Annotated in this window: 14 protein-coding genes; 1 reads left to right on the plus strand and 13 read right to left on the minus strand. The window is 36.4% G+C overall.

All coding sequences use genetic code 11. The features are described 5' to 3' along the window. Nucleotides 1-103: 103 nt before the first annotated feature. From NX902_RS13325 to NX902_RS13365, 9 genes are all read right to left on the minus strand, one after another. The gene (locus NX902_RS13325; RefSeq protein WP_341160770.1) at nucleotides 104-1,387 is read right to left on the minus strand and encodes an ammonium transporter; all 1,284 of its coding nucleotides are present in this window, start codon (nucleotides 1,385-1,387) and stop codon (nucleotides 104-106) included. Between the two features lie 307 nt (nucleotides 1,388-1,694). Further along, nucleotides 1,695-1,829 carry a YjcZ family sporulation protein gene (locus NX902_RS13330; protein WP_095328942.1) on the minus strand — a complete coding sequence of 45 codons (135 nt, stop codon included), beginning with the start codon at nucleotides 1,827-1,829 and terminating at the stop codon, nucleotides 1,695-1,697. Nucleotides 1,830-2,024: 195 nt separating this feature from the next. Then, nucleotides 2,025-2,684 (minus strand): thiamine phosphate synthase, encoded by a 660-nt coding sequence (gene thiE / locus NX902_RS13335; RefSeq protein ID WP_095328943.1) that lies wholly within the window; start codon nucleotides 2,682-2,684, stop codon nucleotides 2,025-2,027. Between the two features lie 12 nt (nucleotides 2,685-2,696). After that, nucleotides 2,697-3,497, minus strand: a complete 801-nt coding sequence (thiD, locus tag NX902_RS13340; protein WP_095328944.1) for a bifunctional hydroxymethylpyrimidine kinase/phosphomethylpyrimidine kinase — start codon at nucleotides 3,495-3,497, stop codon at nucleotides 2,697-2,699. Nucleotides 3,498-3,501: 4 nt separating this feature from the next. Then, nucleotides 3,502-4,320, minus strand: coding sequence for a hydroxyethylthiazole kinase (gene thiM / locus NX902_RS13345; protein ID WP_095328945.1), 819 nt, complete (start codon nucleotides 4,318-4,320; stop codon nucleotides 3,502-3,504). Between the two features lie 478 nt (nucleotides 4,321-4,798). After that, nucleotides 4,799-5,572 carry a TIGR03943 family putative permease subunit gene (locus tag NX902_RS13350; protein ID WP_176474170.1) on the minus strand — a complete coding sequence of 258 codons (774 nt, stop codon included), beginning with the start codon at nucleotides 5,570-5,572 and terminating at the stop codon, nucleotides 4,799-4,801. Between the two features lie 21 nt (nucleotides 5,573-5,593). After that, complete coding sequence (locus tag NX902_RS13355) at nucleotides 5,594-6,628, minus strand: permease (protein WP_095328947.1); 1,035 nt, start codon at nucleotides 6,626-6,628, stop codon at nucleotides 5,594-5,596. A 98-nt stretch (nucleotides 6,629-6,726) separates the two neighbouring features. Then, nucleotides 6,727-7,644: a CobW family GTP-binding protein gene (locus NX902_RS13360; RefSeq protein WP_095328948.1), complete on the minus strand. Its 918-nt coding sequence runs from the start codon at nucleotides 7,642-7,644 to the stop codon at nucleotides 6,727-6,729. A 64-nt stretch (nucleotides 7,645-7,708) separates the two neighbouring features. Continuing rightward, nucleotides 7,709-9,691: a methyl-accepting chemotaxis protein gene (locus NX902_RS13365; RefSeq protein ID WP_171509652.1), complete on the minus strand. Its 1,983-nt coding sequence runs from the start codon at nucleotides 9,689-9,691 to the stop codon at nucleotides 7,709-7,711. Nucleotides 9,692-9,902: 211 nt separating this feature from the next. On the opposite strand from NX902_RS13365, the gene NX902_RS13370 reads away from it, so the two are divergent. Beyond that, nucleotides 9,903-10,460, plus strand: a complete 558-nt coding sequence (locus NX902_RS13370; protein WP_095328950.1) for a class I SAM-dependent methyltransferase — start codon at nucleotides 9,903-9,905, stop codon at nucleotides 10,458-10,460. Between the two features lie 92 nt (nucleotides 10,461-10,552). Here the strand turns inward: NX902_RS13370 and NX902_RS13375 are convergent, their stop codons facing one another. The 4 genes from NX902_RS13375 to NX902_RS13390 all read right to left on the minus strand — a co-directional run bounded on the left by NX902_RS13375 (nucleotide 10,553) and on the right by NX902_RS13390 (nucleotide 17,200). Next, nucleotides 10,553-13,153, minus strand: a complete 2,601-nt coding sequence (locus tag NX902_RS13375; protein ID WP_095328951.1) for a polynucleotide kinase-phosphatase — start codon at nucleotides 13,151-13,153, stop codon at nucleotides 10,553-10,555. Then, nucleotides 13,154-14,515, minus strand: coding sequence for a methyltransferase domain-containing protein (locus NX902_RS13380; protein WP_095328952.1), 1,362 nt, complete (start codon nucleotides 14,513-14,515; stop codon nucleotides 13,154-13,156). It lies immediately after the preceding gene. Between the two features lie 269 nt (nucleotides 14,516-14,784). Continuing rightward, complete coding sequence (locus tag NX902_RS13385) at nucleotides 14,785-14,964, minus strand: H-type small acid-soluble spore protein (RefSeq protein ID WP_061796280.1); 180 nt, start codon at nucleotides 14,962-14,964, stop codon at nucleotides 14,785-14,787. Nucleotides 14,965-15,106: 142 nt separating this feature from the next. After that, nucleotides 15,107-17,200 carry a class I SAM-dependent methyltransferase gene (locus NX902_RS13390; RefSeq protein ID WP_123257753.1) on the minus strand — a complete coding sequence of 698 codons (2,094 nt, stop codon included), beginning with the start codon at nucleotides 17,198-17,200 and terminating at the stop codon, nucleotides 15,107-15,109. Between the last annotated feature and the right edge of the window lie 4 nt (nucleotides 17,201-17,204).

The raw sequence follows: 17,204 nt of genomic DNA on the forward strand, positions 1-17,204 counted from the left end.
ATTGATTAATGAAAACAGATAAAAGTCTCACTTTTCAGCGAGACTTCTATCCTCATTAAGTTTATAGTCTATTTTCTTAATCGCGACAATTAATCGTCTGATTTTATAAGCTTTTTGTTTCATCTTTTGACAAGAACGCTTCTGGGTAGCCATATGAACCATGTTCACTAATATCTAAGCCCATGATTTCTTCTTCTTCTGTTACACGTAGTCCGCTAACCTTCTTGATAACAAATAGAATGACATAGCTTATTGCAAAAGCGAATAACCCACAAGTTAGAACGCCAAGCGCTTGCACTCCTAATTGCCCGAAGCCGCCGCCATAAAATAGACCAGCTTTCCCTACTCCCGTATATTCCGCTAACTCTGCTGTTGCAAATAATCCATTAGATAATGTTCCCCAAATTCCTGCAGTACCATGAACAGATAATGCAAAAATTGGATCATCGATTTTTCTATTCTCGAAGAAGCGTACACTATAAAATACCAGTACTCCAGCAATTAAACCAATTACTACTGCTGCCCAAGGCTCAACGAATGCACAAGATGCTGTGATGGCAACAAGACCTGCTAAGGCACCATTTAGCATGGTTGTAATATCTGACTTCCCTAAAACAATCCAGGAAATTAGTAGTGCTGCTACAGCGCCAGCTGCTGCTGCTAAGTTTGTATTTAATGCAACATATCCAAAGAAACCGTCCGCTACAGAAACTGTACTACCTGCATTAAATCCGAACCAACCGACCCAAAGAATTAGTACGCTTAACGCTGTATAAACTTGGTTATGACCAAATATCGGGTTAGCCGAACCATCAGCATTGTATTTTCCAATACGCGGCTTTAAAAGCATTGTAGCTGCAAGCGCCGCTGCTGCACCAGTTAAGTGAACAACAGTTGAGCCCGCAAAGTCTTGCTTTCCATGTTCTGCTAACCAGCCGCTTCCCCAAATCCAATGGGCAATGATAGGATAAACCAATATACCGAATAATACGGAGAAAATTAGATATACAGATAATTTCGCACGCTCCGCAAAACCACCAAGTGCAATTGTTAAAGAAATCCCTGCAAACGCTAGTTGAAAGACGAAGAAAACAGTAGTTTGTAATCCATCTCCATCTATTTGGCCAACGCTACCGCCATTGTAGAAAAACTCACTCATTCCGACAAAGAAATTAGCATTGTCTCCAAAAATAAATCCATAACCAACAGCCCAGAAAACTAACGAAGCTATCCCAAATGTAAAAATTGTTTTACCAGCAATATGGCCTGCATTTTTCATTCTTGTGGAACCTGCTTCTAATAAGATAAATCCACCAAGCATAAAAATAACTAAAATTGCAGCAATCATCGTCCACAAGCTGTTCATTAAAAACTCTAAATTTTCCATTAAGTTACCTTCCCCCTTTATGTACGTTAATTTACCATCAAGTGTCATATAATCTAACACTCTAATAACTTTATTTTACCCATATTAAATTTTCTGTCAATAAGAATTTTAAATTTAATTTTCTTAAAACTTAAAATATTATATTTATTTTATTATACCTGTTGTTTTATTACGATAATTGTATGTATTTTTCGATATTTTTCCGAAACCGTTACCATTTATATTTTAAAAATACCCATTAATGAACAAAACGTAAATTCTTTTATATGTAAAAAAAGCTGACACAAGGTCAGCTTTTTATCTTTTATTAACAAATAAATGTCGCACCGACGATAATTAATAAGATAAACAATACTACGATTAATGCAAATCCGCCACCGTAGCCAACACCACCAACAGCTCCAGTACCATATCCGCATCCATATCCACCATAACCGTACATATATACATCTCCCTTTCTCTTTTGTAGTAGATTAACCATTTCTTTTTTGGTTAACGAATAAGTAACCTTTATATTTTCTTTATTCTAGCTCCTCTACAAAACCATTGTATGCAGGCAGCTATATTTGGGTTGGGTGAATGTCTATTTTCCGCAAAAAATATAAACTCTTGCCATTTTACTTAAAAAAAATATAACTTATGCTTGGTCAAAAACTGCTTTTCTTAAGTTTATCGTTTGTTTATAAGGATTTTCTGCCAAACTTATTTCCGAAATAACAGCAACTCCATCTGCTCCTGCTTGTATAACAGGAGGAGCATTTTCAGTAGTAATTCCCCCTATCCCAACAATCGGTATCGAAATGTTCTCTTGTCTTACTTTTTCAATAAGAGAGGTGCCTTGTACTGCTTTGGCATCCTTTTTCGTACTTGTTGGGTAAATAGGACCTATGCCAATATAATCCGCTCCTGCCTCTATCGCTGCTTTAATCTCCTCTATGGAGTGAGCAGAAACCCCCAACAGTTTATTACCTAACATGTTTCTAACTTTTATGGCATTTTCATCATCTTGACCGATATGTACCCCATCAGCATCAATGGCCAAGGCTAATTCAATATCATCATTCACAATGAATGGAACATGATATTGCTTGCAAAGTTCTTGCAACCTTTTTGCCAGTTGAATTTTGTCTTCTCCTCTTAATGCCCCATTTCCCTTTTCGCGAAATTGGAAAATCGATATCCCGCCTTTAAGTGCTTCTTCCAAAATAACTTTTGGATCAGATGTACTATTGTTGCTTCCCGTTATAAAATAAATTTTCAACAATTGTTTTATTCGTTCTTTTGTATAAGTTGTCATATATCCCCCATATTATCTTTTGCTTTCTTGGTAAGCCCAATGGTTGGTTGGACCATGTCCACTGCCTATATGAAGATCATTTTTTATAGCTTGATGAATAAAATCCTTCCCTAATCGGAAAGCTTCATTAATAGAATAACCATTGGCAAGGGCCGCTGTAATCGCAGCCGAAAAAGTACATCCTGTTCCATGCGTATTTTTCGTTGGAATTCTTTCCGCCACCAAGCTTGAAAAATCGCTGCCATCAAATAATAGATCAATCGCTTCCTTCTCGGCCCCATGTCCACCTTTTATAACGACATAAGCAACCCCCATCGCATTTAATCTTTTGGCAGCTTCTTTCCTTTCCTCTATATTTCGAATATCCATCCCTGTTAATACCTCTGCCTCTGGTATATTCGGTGTTAAAACAGTAGCTAGAGGGAGGAGCTTTCTTTTCATGGACTCTGCTGCTTCCTTCTGCAATAAATTAGCACCACCTTTAGCGATCATCACAGGGTCAATCACCAAATTTTTCCAATGATACTCTTTTATCTTTTCCGCTACCAATTCAATTATTTCACTATTAAATAGCATACCTGTTTTTAACGCATCTGGTCGTAAATCCACTGCGATAGATTCTAGTTGTTTCTCAATTGCCTCAAGCGTCATTGGGTATACCCCATCTACACCTCGGGTATTTTGCGCGGTAATAGCGGTGATGGCACTCATTCCATATACTTTAAGTTCTTGGAAGGTTTTTAGATCTGCTTGGATTCCAGCTCCTCCGCCACTATCTGACCCTGCTATTGTTAATGCTTTTGCTGTAGCCATAAAATTACCCCCTCTTAATCTCCACTCTCATCGCTTCTTTTACATTCTCTTCCTTTATTTTCGATAATTGATTTAATAATTCGATTTGAAAACTTCCTGGACCTTCTTCACTCGTCTTTTCAAAAGCATGTTCTGATGCAACTCCATATGCTACTAAACCAGCTATAGAAGCAAGAAAGATATCCTTTTCTACTGCAATAAATGCACCAAGAATGGAGGAAAGTAAACAACCTGTTCCTGTAACCTTTGTTAACATGGAATGCCCATTATGGATAATAGCCAGTTTCCCGTCAACTGCGACTATATCTTGTTCACCTGTTATAATCACTGGTACTTGTAAAAGCTTTGCAGCTTCCAGCGCGATTCCTTGATTATTATGTTCGCCGACAGAGTCTACTCCTCTCATTTTTGCTTTAATTCCAGCTACATTCGCTACTTCTGCTGCATTTCCGCGAAGCAAGCTGATTTTTACTTCCTTCATAATACGGTGCACAGATTCCGTACGGTAACTAGTAGCTCCTGCACCAACAGGGTCTAAAATTACGGGTGTATTCGCCTGATTCGCAGCCTTCCCAGCAATAATCATACTCTCTACATTTTCAGCTGTTAGTGTTCCAATATTTAGGACAAGAGCATCCGCTACTGCTGCCATTTCTGCAACTTCTTCCTTTGCATATGCCATTACCGGTGAAGCTCCTAATGCTAGTAATCCATTTGCCGTAAAGTTAGTAACAACAACATTAGTAATATTATGAACCAACGGAACATGTTTTCGAAGTTTTGTTAAAATAGCCGGAATTACCATGTCAACTTTTTCATTCATCTCTTAATCTCATTTCCTTTCTAAAGTTCCCTATTAATCTTAAGACTATTAACGTTTTGATGGCAAAGTGATCTCCCTCTCACGGGAATTCCCTTTCATAGTACCTTTGCAGATAGTATTTTCTGAGGCCGATTTATTCTCCTCAAATATAGATATGCTTACAATGGCATCTTCCGTTTCAAACGTGAAATAAATTACGTACAAACAAAAAAAGCCATAACTAACTGAATTCCTAACACGGATACGAAGGAAGCGCCGTGCGATTTTTCAGCAATTATGGCAAAATAAAAACACTACGCCTAAGCAAAGTGTTTTGATCCCATTACACCTCCCTACGCTGGCATTATCCAACAGGTTCATTCGGTCAATGGCAGATTAGCCATACTCTCAGCCTGTTTCCACAAGCCCCCGCTTATATTTAATTGAATTCTCTTAAATTTTAACGAAAAAATAGGAATAATGCAAGAATGGTAGCCTATTAGTCTAATGAATATATGTAATCTTCATCAGGTGCTATTGTTTCTTCGGCCTTTTCTAGTTTAATGATAGGCATTATTTGACCCTCATATTCCTTCTTATCCAATTTTCCTGTTATCACATACCATTGATCACTTTGTAATCCACCAACTTCGCCCTCCAGCATGTAACCAAACAAGCCTAAATCTGCAATACAATGGGTCATGACATATCTTGCAATAACTGCTTGATTATCGGAAAAGGATTCTTCCCGATGAATAAAACCCGTAATCATCACTTCTTTACCCGCCATATCATCCAAATTTGTATGAATCATATCCATTGTCTGCAAATAATTGTCATCTTCAATTGTAATCATATCTTCTTTTTCAGAGGTTTTGAGCTGACCTTCACTAACAGAAAAGGTTTGTCCTTGCTCAAATTGAATATTTGGGAGCATGCTTTTATCAATCGACATGTCTTGTAAGGTAAAAAACAACATCAACGGGCTAAAGAATAGCAGATAAGAAAAAGTAAGGTTCAGGAAAGAGGCATTCTCGTCGCATACATCACAATCACAATCTGCTCCCTTTAAGTTGCTATTTAACAACCGGAAAAAACCAAGAAGAAACATTAATGTCATCGTTATACCTAATAATGGCACCATTTTAGGGGCAACAAGCTGTCCGACATCTCCTGTCACCAATAACTTGAAAATAAGGAGACTGAAGCCAATCAGCACAATTCCTTGCAGTTCGTTTGCTAATTGCCAGGTTGGACTCCATTTAATTTTCACCATTTTTCCTCCTTATATGTGTCATGAAAACAAAATGAATCGTGAAGCTAGCGAAAGCAAGAAGACAATCATTGTAACAATCGTAATAAACACGAATACGAATTTCACCCGAAAAGAGGCCATCATGACAAATGTATTCTTAAAATCAAGGATTGGTCCAAAAACTAAAAAACCAATAATCGCTTCAGGGGTAAACATCTTGGAGAAGGAAGCTGCTACGAAAGCATCTGCCTCTGAACAAAGTGATAGCACATATGCTAGCCCCATCATTACTGCTGTTCCTTCAATTGGTGATTCCCCCGCCTGCATGATAAAACTATCCTTTAAATATACTTGGGCAACACTTGCAAATACTGCTCCAACAATGAAATATTTCCCGATCGTAAAGAATTCATGACACGTATGATGCAAAATTCCTTTCCATTTAGAATCACCTTTGTTTTCATTAATAGGAACGGCTGCCATTAAATCTTCCCTTTGTGTTTTTAATACCTTTTGTTTCGAAAAAAAGAAATAAATAATGAGACTCACTATAATGGCTGCCAATACGCAAATGATAAAACGTCCGTATGCAATCGATAAATTATGTTGGAAGGCATAGTACGTACTGCCAAAAACGATAAAATTAAGAATTGGAGCTCCCATTAACAAGACAACACCAATATGGACAGGAATTCCTTTTTGAATTAATCTGCGAACAACTGGAATAATGGCACATTCACAGACTGGTGTAATCACTGCAGCAATTAAAGCAGCACCAATGGCCGCTATTGGGTTTTTCGGCATAATTCTAGCAATATACTCTTCTGAAATATAAATATTAATTATAGAGGAGGCGATAGCACCTAATAATAAAAACGGAAGTGCCTCAAGCAAAATCCCAAGAAATAACACAAAAATAGTTTTTATTTGATCTGGCAATGCGAAGCTCCATTGCTTTGCCACATAAAGATCCCCGAAAAAAAATAGATACATTAAAGCGATAAATAAGCAAAAGATAAAAATATCCTTCATACGAGTTGGGATAGACATAGCATACTCCTTTTCTTCGATCATGTATCCTTATATAGTTTATATCTATGCTTGTCCTATCCTATCTATGCAAAAAATAGTGTATCTTATGCTAGATTCGATTAAGATACACAAAGAAAGTATTATAGAATTACTTTTTCAGGTAATTTTTCACCTATTAAAATGATCTCTCCTTTTCGATCAGGAAGATATTCCTTTACTTTTTGCCATTCTAGCAAACCAGAAGCATATTGAAAATGATACCAAGAATGATCATCACTATTTTTGATTGTTCCTTTAGCTCGCAGTAACTTATCTTGATTATTTTTTAAGAAATCTCGTAATTCGCTTTTCGTCATAGGGGTTGTTTGAACTATTTTCATTGCTTTAATATGATGATGGTGATGATGATGGGAAATAGATTGGTCTTTGATTTTAGTACCTTCCTGTTTTTCCAAATATGCTGTTACTCCATGGCCATAGTTACTATGTAATAACGGAGCATCAGGATTTATCTTTCTAATTCGCTTTTCCACCTTTTCAACAGCAAGCTTGCTTGAAAGCTGATCGATTTTATTTAGGACTAATACTGTTCCGTTCTCAATTTGCTCTTTCTGCAGCTGCCTCACTTCTTTGCTGCTCGAAAAAATACTTGTATATTCTGTAAAATGCAAGCTGTCAATTAAACAAATTCTTTCAACGACCTCAAAATTATCTCTATATCTCTGTTCACTAAATGTCTCCATTATTTCGCAAGGATTTGCTACTCCTGTCCCTTCTAACAACACAATTTCTATGTTCTCTTTATGCAATGTCACGGTTAGGTCATTAAGTGTTGATCTTAAATCTTCTTTGATGGAACAACAGACACATCCATTTAACAATTCATAGAGTGACTCCTCTTTAAAAAGGTGTTTTTCGATATTTGTTTCCCCAAGTTCATTCAAGATAATAGCATATTTTTTATTTTTCCCTTTAAAATATTCCATACATTTTAATAGAGTTGTTGTTTTTCCGCTCCCAAGAAACCCATTTATTAAATAAACTTTTATTTTTTCCACGAAAATACCTCCTGCATATAAAGCCTAACGCTACTTTATGCAAGAGGTACTTTTCATATGACGATTAATAGGTAAATTGATGAAGATTTCGTTTGAGTTGTTCCGCCATATTCAACAAATTCTTTGCGGAACCTGAAATTTCTTCAATAGCAGCCAGCTGTTCTTCTGTTAGGGATACAACTTCTTCAGAAGAAGCCGAATTATCAGAGGCAATCTGCGCTAATTCGCCTGCTGTGATGCTTACCTCCTTTAGAGTGGTTGCCATCTCATTTGAAGTGTCCGTAACTTTTTGAATATGTGGGGTCATTTCCTTCATACTATGTACAATTTCTTGAAATCTTATATGAGATTCATCCGTTACTTCTAGTCCTGTTTGAACAGCTCGTGATACCTCTGCCATTCTTTGAACTGTATTCTCGGTCGTTTTCTGTACATCCGTAATTAATTGCGAAATATTACTGGCAAATTGTCCAGACTGTTCCGCAAGTTTACGTACTTCATTTGCTACAACAGCAAAACCTTTGCCTGTCTCCCCCGCCCTTGCTGCTTCTATCGCTGCGTTTAATGCAAGAAGATTCGTTTGTTCGGAGATAGTAGTAATGCTTTCTGTTATTTTTTCGATATGCTTGGATTGTTCTACGAGTTCTTTAATCATTTTATTTGATTCAGCAACTGTCCCATTGATTACATGCATTTGTTCCAGTGTTGCTTGTATGGAGTTCCCTCCCGCATATGCTTTTTCTATCGTGCCTGTTGAAAGATCTGAAACCTCTTTACTAAAAATAACGATTTGATTTGTTCCATTTAAGACAGACTTAAGACTATCGACATTATTATCCAAACCTTTTGTCTGAATTTCCGCACCGCTAGCTACTTGCTGGATAGTATTGGTTACATGCTCTGATGCAATAGTCACCTCATTCGCACTTGCTGTTAACTGACCGGCACTTGCAGCGACATTCTCGGAACTTTGCTCGATATTGCTAATAAGCTGTCGTAAATTATTTTGCATCGTATGAAATGCTGCTGCAACATCGCCAATTTCATCTTTAGCAGTTATGTTAATGTCCGTAGTTAAATTCCCTTTACTCACTGTAATGGCTTGTTCTTTCAATTTTTTAATTGGTTTGATAATAGAGGAAACAATCACCATCATCATGATCCCTCCAATAATAATAGAGACAGCTAATATCCCTGTTACCGCATACAATAGATCTTTGGAATGATTGACAATTTCTGATTTTTCCATCGTTCCTGCTAACTTCCATCCAGTCAGCTTATTTGTCTGAAAAACCATTTTCCGACTAATCTTATCTGCTGAATAATCCAATGTGCCAGCTTGTCGGTTATAAAGTGTTTCATAATAGGAGGCTTTCACCACACCCCCTTGTTTTTCATCTGGATGAACAATAAACCGTTTCTTTTGATCAAGTAAGATGACATAGCCTTCTTTTCCAAATGTTATTTCACCTGCGAGTTCTGCTAAGTAATCTAAATTCATGGTTACTGCCATAACGCCAGCATTATCTGCAATCGTTTTTCCAATGGTAATAACCATCTTTTTAGAAACTGGGGAAAGATAAGGATCCATGATAACTGCTTCTCCTGGTTTATTAACAGCCGCTTTATACCAATCTCTCAACCTTGGATCCATATGATCATTATTTTCCTCCATAGACTTCTGAAAAAGCTTTCCATCATTTGTTCCAATATAGATACTAGAAACTTCAGGATGGACTTGGCTATACTGCTCAATGGTTTTCTGCAGAGTTTCCGGATCTTTTTCCAATAGTTCTTTCGTCATTGTTTCTGTTAATGCTGACACATCATAAATTTTTTCAGACATTAAATTGGTTATACTCTTATCCAGCATGTTTAAATTAGTACTCGCATTGCTTATAAAATCTTTTTCCATCTGCTTGTTTGCATATAAAAAAGAAAATGCACCAATTAAGATACTCGGAATTAATAGCATTGCTAAAAAGGAAATAATAAGCTTCTTTTTTAACGGAATTCCTTTTCTTTTTTTTATAAGAAATTTTTTCATTGTCATCTCCCCTCTCTTTGAATACGCATACATTCTTACAAGAAAAAAGGTAATCCTTTCTGTACTATTATTTTACAATAGATAGGCGATGATTCCTATGTCATTTGGCCTGTTTTTTATTTGTTACTCGTTAACATTTTTATCTTGTCGAAAAAGTCATTTATATTCTATATTGTATGCTAATGGTAATTTCTAAAATGGAGGGATTCATATGAAGGATGAAACGATAAAGATTGTTATTGGTGCTGGGGAATACAGGAATAATCCTGGCTGGATTCATACACAGGAAGATGAGCTTAACTTATTGGACGATTCAACTTGGCTAAAGTTTGTAAAATGTTCCATAGACGCTATTTTAGCGGAACATGTATGGGAGCATCTCACCTTTGAGGAAGGCGTTCAAGCAGCCTCACTTTGCTATCAATATTTGAAGCCAGGAGGTTATATTCGCTGTGCTGTACCAGACGGTTTCTTTCCGGATGAATCGTATCAACGAATAGTGCAAATCGGAGGGCCCGGGCCTAAACACCATCCTGCCTTCACTCATAAGATTGTTCATAATTATCAATCATTGTCAAAAATGTTTAAATTAGCAGGATTCGAAGTACATTTATTGGAGTATTGTGATGAAGAAGGTGTTTTTCATGAAAATGAATGGCACGGAAAAGATGGCGTGATTTTTAGGTCCAAAAAATATGATCCAAGAAATAACGGGGAAAAGCTTTTATTTCCTTCTCTTATAATCGATGCATGGAAAAGAAAAAGATAATGAAAAATTAACCAGTGCATTCCCTTATAAATATCAAGCTGGGATAAAAAGCAAATTCATCGAGAAAATATCCTCTGAATTTGCTTTTCACCTTATAATCTTGCATCAATCGGATCTTCTTCCAAAGCCAATGTCGCAAGGACACATTCATGAATTCTTTCCATTGACTCCAACTGGATAAAACGATTGATCCCTTCTATTCCTAAAGCCAATTCCTTTAAGGCATTGCGCTGCTTCTTAGCTGTTTTACGGTCTTTTAATCGTCTTAATTGATCCTTTTCTAAATAATCCATGCCATATATAATTTGAAGATATTTCCGTCCTCTTACTTTAATGGCTGGTTGCAGTAATTTTCCCTTTGGATTTTTCGCAAGGAATTGATAAGGTTTAAAGATAACCCCTTCATGGCCATCTGTCGTAATTTCTTCCCACCAGCTGACAGCTTTCTTTAATGATTCATCATCATTTACAATCAGATAATCTGTTTTCATAAAAAGACTGCTAATTGTGCTGAAATATTCGTTTTGTTCCATATGCCACTGATGTGTTTGATGAAAATAACTTTCGTTGCTATGTGCAAGGATATGAAATGGAGCGATTTTTATATCCTCTAATTGTTGAATTTCCCAACAATATTGATTGTACACTTCACTAAAACTTTGCGCATTTTGTCGCTTTTGTGCAAATTCTTCTACCCAGCCATTAACAGCCATGCCATTTTGCTGCGCACAAAGAAGCTGCTCGTAAATCTTGTCTCTATCCATCACGCTCATTTCAGCCACATGTGCGTATTGCTGAATAATTAAATCCTTTGCCTTTAAATTCCATGGAAGGATTTCAGCATCAAGCAATACCCAGTCTGTCTGATTCTTATCAAAATAATTTACAGTTGTCAGATCATAATGGAGCTTTGTCAGAATTTTTTCTTCGAGCTCTATAGAAAAAAAGGCTCTCCCTGTTCTTGTATAGATAGTGCCTAAACTTCTTTTCCCAACATACTTTTCTGCTGCCTCTGGATTCTTAAATAACAAAAGTATCCCTCTGCTGCCCATATGCTTTTTCTCGACAACCATTTGGTCTATCCCATTATCTTTGTAGTAATGATAGGCATCGATTGGATGTTCCAAATATCCTTCGATTGTTGAAGTTTGCGGCGGAGGACTCATCGTTGGCGGTATATAGATTAACTCTTCCATGGGAATTGTAAAATGGGACACCTTGTCCATCGCTGCTTTCACATTATTTTGCGGACAACTAATTTCTCCAAACGTATCTGTCCAAACACTATAGCCATTAATAAATCGCTGAACATTCGGCAGAGAAAGCCTTGTTTCCTGCCATTTTTTTAATGGATTATCTTCAATTTGAGCATAATCCTTTTGAGCCTTAACCGAAATAAATTCTCTTTCTGGATAACGAAAAGCCGTTAACTTTCCGCCAAAAACAACCCCTTGGTCAATATTGATTGTATTATTCACAAAGAGCGGCTCCGGTTTCGGATCATGTCCCCAAATAATTAATTCTTTTGATAGATGATTTCTGTACCAGTCTCCACGGATCGGCTTCCCATCTGTGTCCATTCCTAATGTTTCTCCATATCTTGTAAAATCGGAAATCGTGTTTGATTGTTTGCCAATATAATGATCTTTTATCCCTGCATGAGCAACAACTGCTGTTTTCACACCATTTCTTGTCAGAACATAATGGGAAGGTGACTGAAGAAGCATAGTTTTCCAATCTTCTCTTATTTTTTCTATCTGCTCATCTGTATATGTAAGGGAAAAGGAAGTAAACGTTTCTTTAATCCATTCATCTCCGTGATTTAGTGTCACTTTTTTCCCATCAAGCCATCTTGCTATTTTCCATCCATGGTTACTATCAATCATATACGCAAGATTATGGTTAAGGTGAGCAGAGAAAAAGAAAAGTGCTTCTGTAGATTTTGGGCCGCGGCTCATAATATCCCCTACCGAAACAAATTTCCGACCTTCTGGATGGCGATATAACCCATCATCATGTTTTATATAACCTAAACGTTCTAGCAATTCGTAACATTCATCCATACATCCATGAATATCTCCGATAATATCTAAGCCATTATCAGCATTTAAATAGTACGAAGCTTCTTCTGTTTCGATACTTACTGACTCGTCCCGATCTCTAATATAATATATTGCGTGATAGCTTTCCCTTTGGATTTTGCGGATTTCCTGACGCATTATTTCAAATTGTCTTTTTACCTTCCCTTTTCCTCTCGGATGGGTGCGCTTTTCGTCTCTTTCCAGAAGGACAGATAAAGAGAGATCAAAAACAATCACTACTACAGGAACATGATATTTTTTTCCCAGAAGTCGATACTTTTCCCGTTCTGCCTCTTTTAAATGGGTTGCGTCGATATAGCTTCGCTTATTCAATGTCGCTCTTGCGCTAATCATTTGTTTCATCATTTCAAAGGCCGCTGTTGAGATTTGGCTATATTCTTCCATCAAGTTGGCAGCTACTTCTTTAGGTTGATTTGTCCAGTCTACAAAGTCAATATTACTGACTAATTTCCGAAAATGATCGGAACTAATTACTTCTTCCGCTTGCAGAAAACCTTTGTTTATCCAATTTTCCAATGTTGTTGATTTGCCACTATTTGATGGTCCTATTAATAAAACAATACTGTTATAGGGTATTCGAATCGTTTTCATTTATCCACCTCTTTTCTGCGAAAATATGGCCATCTGTGTAGGATAGCCGTAACCTTCTATATATTCACCTATCCCATCGATTTGTACCTTATAGTTAGCATGACTTTCCCAATACTTGGTCCATTCTTCAAACTGTTGCTGCGTCCATTCAAATCGATGGTCGCTGTGCCTTTTTGCCTCATTCATATCATAGACAGCATTGTAATCTTGATTAGGCGTTGTCACAATTACATGATAAGGCTTGTATTTTGTAAAAATGGTGTCAAATACCTTCCCTAATCGATTTTCGTCAATATGCTCAATGACTTCACAGAGAATAAAGATATCTTTCTTTTCCAATTCACTATCATAATAAAATAAAGAGCCCCATTTAAAAGTTGGAAGAAGAAAGTCAGGCTTATCCACTAATGCCTCGATTCTTTTTTTAGCTTTTAACTGTTCTCGTTCAGAAGGATCTACTGCGATAAGTTCTTCTATTCCGCTTATAAAGCCTAATTGGGCCGTTAGCTTTCCTTCTCCAGCACCCATATCTACAATTCGGCTATTATGCGGAAGCTTCTTTACAGTTTCTATAATTTTCTCATAGCGCCATTGATTTAAGCTTTTCTTCTTTGTCAAAGGTGCTTGTTTTTCCTCTGAAGGCTTTGATTCTATTAACCTTGATTTTTCTATTAAATCTGAAAAAACAAGCGACTCCTTTATAATTTCATTTCTTTTCGGATGGGAGGAAAGCCATCCTTCTCCGTAACGCTTCAGCTTATCCACTTCTTTTTCATCAATATAATAATGTTTATATTGGTCCATTACTGGAATCAGCACAAACAAATGACGGAAACAGTCTTGTATCGTCTGTTTTGCCTTTAACGTAATAAATTTTGCTGAACTTTTTTTCGCGAATGACTTTGGTAAAAGTACCTTGCCATTTTCGATCGTAAGCTCATATCCTAAAGGTTCAAAGAGTTCTGCTAATTCATGATTGGTTAACTTGGTAGATAGCGGTCCAAATGTAATTTCTAGGGGAAAAGAATAGTTCACCCACTCTTTGAATTCATCTTTTGGCTTTCCATTTAATGCAGTTCCAACTGCCTTTCGTAAAACTGAGCAGAAAATACTGCTGACAGCACTTTCTCTATCATTAATATAATGTGTAATAGACGAAAAGTTAGTTTGATTTTTCGTTAATTCCATATTATCTACTGTAACGAAAAATAATATCTGGACTTCATGCTCCTCGTTTTTGGTAAAAACAATGCGCACTAACCCGCCTTTCTCTTTTCTTTCATATAAGTTATGGGGATTTTTAGCAATAAGATGGGAGACCATCCTTGCATGCTCGCCATATACTTTAAGACTTATTTGCATAAACTCACCTCTTTTTCTCTCAAAACCATTTGAATACTATTTTACCATATTTTTCATAAAAAAGAACCACTATTACGAGTGGTTGCAGAATGAGGACAAACTCCTTGAATTAGGAGTTTTGCCTATACTCTTTTTTTGTAATCCCTTCTAATAGAGATGTTGTTTTCCGCTACAAGTGTTAAAAAGGGAATCAGAATGAAAACATTCTGATCCTCTCCTTTTGTCTACCAACTGGAACCTCTATCCTCGTGGTTGTCTTGCGAGAGATTTTAAGCTTCTTCTAGGCTTGCAATGTCAACTTCTGTTTGTTCTTGACTTCCGCCTACCAGATGAACGATTGCGGTTGCATCTTTTTCTTTAATATCTTCCAGCCAAACTGAGGCACCGTTATACTTTACTTCTATTTCTGCTGATGAGGAAAGTATTTGTTTTGCTCTGTTAATATCCATCATTCCACCTACTTTCTATATAAAGAAATGTTAAGTTCCCCATAGGGTTCCTTTATTAAAATAGATCCTTTTTCATTATGTGAAAGTAGGCGGAAATCTATTCTCTCCATTTTTTTGCCTTACTTGAAAACTATTTAAAGCTCTATCTAAGATGTTTTTCAATCACAATAAAACAGGTGCTGTCAGGAAGTTTAACCACGTTTTGAGAGGAATCCATCAATTTTACTTTCGGTAATAGATGCTCTGCATAGCCATCTTGTATATAATGGTCAAACAATAGCACTTTCCCCTTATTGCCAATCACCCTTTTAATAACATCTTTATATTCTGCAGGGGTAAAGTACCCGAACTGCTCTTGTACTTCATGCGGATAGGCCTCTTCTCCCCATGTATAAGTATATAGAAATTCCATCGCATCATTTATCGGCAATTTAACAGTGCTTTCATTAATTTGCTCAAACTCGATCTGTCTGCCTTTAAAATCATTTACATAGCGTTTAAAAAAATCCAAACCATTTGGCTGCTTAAATTCAATTTGTCTCCATTCTTCTTTCGGTTCGGTCATAATACCATCTCTAATTATGATTCTGCCGCCCGGTTTAAGGACTTCAAATGCACTTGTTAGGCTATCCAAAATAACCTCTGGATTAAATTTCATCCCTTTATATGGAATATAAGAATACATCTCATGAAGTATCGAAGAAAATACAATGGTATCCATACTATTCACCGCAAAAGTTTCTTTTAATTGCAGTGCATCTGCCTGTTTAACAAGCCATGTTTTCTTTTCTCTTATTTTCCTTTTTTCTAATGCCTCGATAACATTGGTAGAAATATCAATGCCGATAACAGTTGCTTGGGGATGACGATCCGATAGAATATCTAACATAATTCCACCGCCTGCCCCTATATCCAGCAGCTTATTTCCTATTGCATAGTCAGCAATCATCTTTTTATGGTCTTCAGCATTATTCATATCAGCAAGATAGTTTTGTTCATTTTGCATTCGATCAAAGCCATCCTTTCGAAAACCAAAAAAATCATATAAAAGAATGATTGCCCGTTCATAAAGGGGGGATTTTTCTGCTTCCTGACAAAACTCAATTAATTTCTCCCCAGCCTTTGAATAAACAAATGTTACGCTAATATTTTCATTTAAAGAGTCAAGCGGAATAATCACTAATTCGACATGTTCATTTGCGCACTTTGTGCCGGCAATTAAATCATCAATCGTTTGTTCTTTCAAAAATGCCTCAATGATTCTCTTTTTGTATAAGTTAATTGTCTTTTTACCTTTATAGTCATAATAGATGTCTTTCATAAACGGTTCAAAGCTGATTTGCCTTATTGTTAATGGATCGACTTTTTGATAGATTAATAGGAAGATTTTCAAAAATTCTTCCAAGGAGAAATCATGCAGAGCAGACTCCACATACCACATATCCGTTTTATGAAAAAATAATTGAAGCATTTCATTTCTTTTCGATTCTTTTAAAAAACGACTATACTCTTCATCAAAATTTTCACCGTTTTGGATAGCAGCTTTTCTCAGCCTCTTTATTCTTTCCTTTAATGGCAACTCTTGCTCCCTTTTCCCTTCCAAAATAGAGCTGATAACTTCTTTAACTTCCTTTTGAACTTCCTTCCATATTTGCGGTGAAACAGCTTCGATGATACATTGATTCAAGACATATAATAAACGGTACCTATCATTTTGATCTACTACGATGTTTTTATTCATAGATAAAATTAATGGTTCTAACTGACAATAGCGAACTTCTCCTCTTATAAATTGACCTATTAATCCATGTGTATAAATAAGTGTAAAAATAAGCTCTTCTAAAACCAAGTTACGTTCGCCATTTGTTGTCTTTCTTATTTCCTCTGCATAAATTTGCGCAGAACCAATATTATGAATGCCTAATTGAAATCCCCTTTCTCTCCAATATTTGCGCTGAGAAGGCGATCCACATTTTGCTACATCACTCCAAATTAAAACCTGTTCTATTATTTGTTTTTCAGGATCATTTAAACTCGTACAATTATCTAAGATTAATAGAGTCTTTTCCACATAGGATAAAACCGGATTGCTTTCTAACCCTTCTAACGAAGGAACTTGTTCTAAATTCACATTCTTTTCTTTTGTTATATAAAGATATTGCAGCCATTTCTGTTGACGTAATACCTCTTTATTTCCTTGTCTCACTTCTTGAATTACCTGTAGAGAGGCTAGCATTTCC

It is taken from the genome of Niallia sp. FSL W8-0954, assembly GCF_038005605.1.
Lineage (GTDB): Bacteria > Bacillota > Bacilli > Bacillales > Cytobacillaceae > Niallia > Niallia circulans_A.

What these genes read in the sequence shown, in the direction of transcription:
- NX902_RS13355 (WP_095328947.1), bottom strand. Translation starts at nt 6,628, where the DNA reads ATGATCGAAGAAAAGGAGTATGCTATGTCTATCCCAACTCGTATGAAG.
- NX902_RS13325 (WP_341160770.1), bottom strand. Translation starts at nt 1,387, where the DNA reads ATGGAAAATTTAGAGTTTTTAATGAACAGCTTGTGGACGATGATTGCT.
- thiE (WP_095328943.1), bottom strand. Translation starts at nt 2,684, where the DNA reads ATGACAACTTATACAAAAGAACGAATAAAACAATTGTTGAAAATTTAT.
- thiD (WP_095328944.1), bottom strand. Translation starts at nt 3,497, where the DNA reads ATGGCTACAGCAAAAGCATTAACAATAGCAGGGTCAGATAGTGGCGGA.
- NX902_RS13380 (WP_095328952.1), bottom strand. Translation starts at nt 14,515, where the DNA reads ATGCAAATAAGTCTTAAAGTATATGGCGAGCATGCAAGGATGGTCTCC.
- thiM (WP_095328945.1), bottom strand. Translation starts at nt 4,320, where the DNA reads ATGAATGAAAAAGTTGACATGGTAATTCCGGCTATTTTAACAAAACTT.
- NX902_RS13390 (WP_123257753.1), bottom strand. Translation starts at nt 17,200, where the DNA reads ATGCTAGCCTCTCTACAGGTAATTCAAGAAGTGAGACAAGGAAATAAA.
- NX902_RS13370 (WP_095328950.1), top strand. Translation starts at nt 9,903, where the DNA reads ATGAAGGATGAAACGATAAAGATTGTTATTGGTGCTGGGGAATACAGG.
- NX902_RS13385 (WP_061796280.1), bottom strand. Translation starts at nt 14,964, where the DNA reads ATGGATATTAACAGAGCAAAACAAATACTTTCCTCATCAGCAGAAATA.
- NX902_RS13365 (WP_171509652.1), bottom strand. Translation starts at nt 9,691, where the DNA reads ATGAAAAAATTTCTTATAAAAAAAAGAAAAGGAATTCCGTTAAAAAAG.
- NX902_RS13330 (WP_095328942.1), bottom strand. Translation starts at nt 1,829, where the DNA reads ATGTACGGTTATGGTGGATATGGATGCGGATATGGTACTGGAGCTGTT.
- NX902_RS13375 (WP_095328951.1), bottom strand. Translation starts at nt 13,153, where the DNA reads ATGAAAACGATTCGAATACCCTATAACAGTATTGTTTTATTAATAGGA.